This window comes from Teichococcus rhizosphaerae, from assembly GCF_002631185.1.
Lineage (GTDB): Bacteria > Pseudomonadota > Alphaproteobacteria > Acetobacterales > Acetobacteraceae > Pseudoroseomonas > Pseudoroseomonas rhizosphaerae.
In genome coordinates this window covers 1-4454 of the sequence record NZ_PDNU01000096.1, presented here as the reverse complement: position 1 = coordinate 4454, position 4454 = coordinate 1, and the positions used below count along the sequence as shown (strand labels likewise).

The following is a 4454-nucleotide window of genomic DNA, read 5'->3' as shown; positions in this document are numbered from 1 at the left end:
TGGGGCAGAGCCGGCTACAATGCGGGCAGCAAGAGCGCCCTCACCGATTCAGCGGGACCGCCGCGGAGCACGCGAGCGAGGTGTATTGGCCGCAAGCTCGGCGCTACTTCTCTTGACCCTCTCGCCTGCACGTCTCAACGGCGCCTGAGCCATGGGTCCTTTAGACGCACCTTGATCTCGCCGGATATGATCTGGGTGCGCGGAATGGCTCCGGGTGCTGCGCAGGACGTTCGGCGCCCACAATGCCGCTGGTCCGCCTGCGTCGTAGCTGGCAATGGCCTGATCCAGCTTGCGCGCGATGGCGTCCTGGTCAGGTTCGGCATGCACCGGTCCGCCGGGCTTTGGAAGATGCATCTGGTGCACCGGGTTCCAGGCATAGTCGCGCAGCACCCGGACCCGCCGGTCATCCACCGCGCTGAGCATCACCTCGTCCAGCGCCGTGCTATAGGACATGCGGCCTTCCGCCACCTGCGGCGCCACCAGGCGCAGGGTCAGGGCTTCCAGGCTGATCCTGGGGCGCGGTCGCGGCGCGGCCCCGAGACGCTCCGCCGCCCGGCCCTGCACCTCCAGGTTCAGGCTCATCTGCCGCACCACCGGTGCGAGGGTCTTGGCCTGCCGGTTCTCCCGCGCCCGCTGCACAAGCCGCGTTTCCGGCAGATCCGCCTTCTGCCGCGTCTGCCGCCGCCGCATGCCCTCCTGAAAGGTGTCGCGCGCCTTCTGCGACAGGTCCTGGAACCGGCGCAGCAGGGCCAGCGCGCTGTCCTTCACCGGCGCACGGCCGAAGTTCCGCTCCACATTGGCCCAGGCCGCATCGAGCGCCGCCTGGCCCGTGAGCTTCGGCGCATTCACCGGCCGGCGATCCTCGACCTCCCGCGCCTCGGCGCCCAGGCTGCCGACGATGTGGCTGGCGACGCGATGCCGGCTGGCGCCGACATGCGCGGCGTAGAGGGTGACGCCGCGGCTGCCGGCCGGCATGGCCAGGATGTGCTCGTCGCTGGTGATCCCCTGGGCGGTGTTGATCGTCAGCACATCGCCATAGGCAAGCCGGATCTGCCCGCTGCGGCGGTCGCGGAACCCCTTCCAGGGCACAAAGCCTTCCTTGCCGTCGCGCGTTGTCAGCAACAAGCCACCCTCGCGGACCTCCTTGACGGTCAGCACCGAGCCGTTCTCGCCCATCATGGTGTCGCGCCCGGCCCCGGCACGACTGGTGCGCTGGAACAGCCGCACCCGGTCGCCCTCAGCCAGCGGCAGAGGGTAGCTGGCGCCGGTGGCATCGCTGGCCTCGATCGTCACCCGGTCCGGACCGAGCTGGCCTGAGGCCCGGCGTACCTCGCGGATGGCGCGGCTGACCGCCAGCGCGTCCTGGTTGGTCGGCGCCGACACGGTGACGCTGTAGCGCGGATCCTGCTGGTTGGCCGCCACGCGCTCGCCCCAGAGCGCCGCGGCCCGCCGCACGGCGGCCTCGTAGCCGCCCTGGACCAGCTCCGCCTGGCCCTCGGCCCGCTTGGCGGCCAGCGCCTCGCCGATGCGGCCGTCGCGGAACATCCCGACGATCGCGCGCTCGCGCTCGGTCGCCTGCCGCACGGTGGACAGCACCTCCGGAATGGCTTCGGGGCCCAGCGCCTGGCGCAGCAGCGCGATGGTGGGCCCGGCCTCGATCGCCTGGCATTGCCGGTCATCGCCCACCGCCACCAGCTTGAAGCCGAGTTGCGCCTGCTGCCGCAGCAGCTGCAGCAGCTGCCGTGTGCCGATCTGGCCCAGCTCGTCGAGCGCCACCACCGAGCGCGGGCCGAAATCCTGTGGCCGCCGCTGCATCCGGTCCAGCAGCGGCTCCAGCGCCAGGGTGCGCGCGCCGCTGATCCCCGCCTCCTGCAGCGCATTGGCCTGGCGCCAAGCCAGGGCGGTGCCCCAGACCTCGCGGCCCCGGCCGCTCCAGCCCTCGACCAGCGGCGCCAGGATGGTGGTCTTGCCGACCCCGGCGCCGCCGATCACCACGGCGAATTTGTTTCCCGCTCCCAGCGCCTCGGCGGCGTGAAGCTGCTCGTTGGTCAGGGGCGTGCCGCGTGCGGCGGCGGCTTGCACCAGGCGGGCAGGGGCCAGCGCCGCGTCCGGCTGCGCCTGCGCGGTGCGGGCCAGGGCGATCAGCTCCGCCTCCTGGTCGCGGTGCAGCGCCGTGGTGACGCGGACCCGCTCCGGCCGACTGGAGGCACCTGGACGAAACAACAGGGCGGTCTGCTGGCCATCCTGCCGCACCCCGTCCCGTGCCATGGCGCGGGTCACCGCCGACAGATCCTCCAGCGTCTCCATGCCGCCGGCGATCAGGCCACGCGCCGCCGCCAGACGCAGGTCGCTGCCGGTGACCACCGCCCGCTGCGCCAGCATCCCCTCCAGCACCGGCGCCGCCCCGGCGAGGGCATCCTCGGCCCGCTGCCGCGGGCTGCGCTCCGGCGCCGGCGGCCCCATCCGCACGGCGCTGCCAGAATACTGCCAGCCGAGCTCGGCGATCTGCGCCCGCCAGGCGGCGCGGTCGGCCAGGTCGTCGCCTTTGCCAAAGCGGCCTTCCTTGATCGCGGCCTTGAGCATGGCAACCCGCTGCTCCGGGCGCATCCCGGCCCAGGCCTCGGCGCTGTAGCCATGCCGCCGCGCCCATGCCTCGGCCGAGCGCTCGCCATTGACCGTGCGCTTGCTGAAGGCCTGGCAGATCTCCTCCGGGATGGCGGCGAGCCGCAGCGCCTGGGTGCGTTCGTCGAGTTCCACCGCCATGCCGAGGCGGCGCAAATTGCGCCCCAGCAGTGCCTGATACACCGCGCCGAACTCATGCACCCGCCCGGCGATGCGGGTGGTGTCGATGCTCATCGCCCGTCCGCTGCGGGTCAGCACCAGGTTGGGCACGATGGTGTGGCTGTGCAGCTGCGGATCGCCGGCCACCGGCACGCTGTAGATCTCGGTGGCCTGCACGCCGGTGGTGGGATCGGCGCGGCTGATTTCGACGGTCGGGCGGCTGGTGAAGTGATCGATCGAGACAAAGCCGAGCCGGCCGGTTTCCTCTGCCTGGCCGCTGCGGCCATGGCCGAAGGTGGCGCGGGCCACCTCCTGCTCGACATAGCCGAGCGCCTCCTGGACCGCATCCTTGTGCGCCTGATGGATGGATTGCCGCTCCGCCTCGGTCGCGGCCGCCATCCAGGCCACCGAGACGCTCTTGGGCGCCGAGAAGGTCAGGTCGATCCAGGCGATGCGACTGCGCTCGCCCGGAGCGTCGGCTCCATCGGCCCGGCTCCGATACGCGCGCAAATCCCGCTGGTGACCCGGCATGGCCCGGCCATCGGCGCGCAGCCCACCCAGGATGTTGCCCAGCTCCGCGGCGGTCAGCGGCCGGCTGGCATCGATCCCCAGCGCCCTGGCCACCTCCGGCGCCATCACCGGCGAGGGGCGGGGGGTGCTGCCCAGCCCCTCAGAGCGCTCCGGGTCTAAGGAACTCTCCCGCCCGTAGTAGTCGGCCAGCGCCTGCTGCGCCGGATCGATGGTCCGCTCCAGCAGATGCGCGGTGTAGGCCGCCGCCTGGGCGACACCGCCGGGCGCACCGGCCCGGAAGGTCATCATGCCAGCGGGCCCGGCGCCTCCTCGGCAGGAGAGACCGGCAGCTGCCGCAGCAGCGCGGTGACCGCCGCGGTGTTGCCGTCCACCGCCTCCACCAGGCGCCGCAACTCGGGTCCGAGATCGCTGGCCGGGCCCTCGGCCGAGGCCGCCTGGGAGAGCTGGCGCAACTCCTCGATCACCGTGCCGAGCAGCGGCGCCAGCTCGCCGATGGCCCGCACCAAGTTGTCCTGGCCGGCCTCCATTGACCGCACACTGTCCCGCAGCGCTTCCAGCTCAAGGGCCAGTTTCGTCGCGTCCATGTCCGCTTATGTCCCGCTTCTGTCCAGTACCGCCAGCGGCGGTGCAATGGTCTGTAGGAATTCTGCCCCTCTGGCTGTCTCCCGCTGGGGTAGCGGACCTGTCTCTGGTCAACAACCCAGATACTGCCGCCAGGCTGCCGCGGCCGCTTCGGGGAGTGTCCCGCTTGTGCCCTTGGCAGGATGAGCAACTGCCGGTAGGAGTGCGCGCATGTCGCAGGGCCCGGGAAGCGTGACCGATCCGATCCTGGCGCGGATCCAGGCCCTGCGGGCCAAGGGGCCTCGTCGGTCGCCGCTGGCGAACTGGATGCACCGCCATCGCCAGGCCTTCGCCCGCCTTCTGCGCGAGGGCGGCGCCGATTGGGAAAGCTTCGGCGTGGTGTTCGTCGAGGAAGGCCTGTTGCCGCGTCCCGAGCATTTCGACGCGCCGGGACCGGAGGGGCACACGGCCCGCCGCCGGGTGGCGGAAACCGCCCGCAAGGCCTGGGCGCGGACCGAGCGCGAGCAGCCCGCCCCGGAGGCGCTGCCAGCTCCGGAGCGCAGGGCCAGCCTGCCGGCCCC

General features: G+C 72.2%; 3 protein-coding genes. 1 reads left to right on the top strand and 2 read right to left on the bottom strand.

Going from position 1 to position 4454, the window contains the following annotated elements:
* Positions 1-48: 48 nt before the first annotated feature.
* Entirely contained in the window at positions 49-3600 is a 3552-nt protein-coding gene (gene mobF, locus CR162_RS21635; protein ID WP_099097533.1) for a MobF family relaxase, read from the bottom strand.
* Positions 3597-3896, bottom strand: coding sequence for a hypothetical protein (locus CR162_RS21630; protein ID WP_141563287.1), 300 nt, complete (start codon positions 3894-3896; stop codon positions 3597-3599). The genes mobF and CR162_RS21630 overlap by 4 nt, the downstream gene beginning before the upstream one ends.
* Before the next feature lie 208 nt (positions 3897-4104).
* On the opposite strand from CR162_RS21630, the gene CR162_RS21625 reads away from it, so the two are divergent.
* The coding region (locus CR162_RS21625) for a hypothetical protein (protein WP_141563286.1) at positions 4105-4454 on the top strand (350 nt) is incomplete at its 3' end.

Excerpts from the sequence above, each read along its gene's own strand:
- mobF (WP_099097533.1), bottom strand. The coding sequence starts at position 3,600 with ATGATGACCTTCCGGGCCGGTGCGCCCGGCGGTGTCGCCCAGGCGGCG.
- CR162_RS21630 (WP_141563287.1), bottom strand. The coding sequence starts at position 3,896 with ATGGACGCGACGAAACTGGCCCTTGAGCTGGAAGCGCTGCGGGACAGT.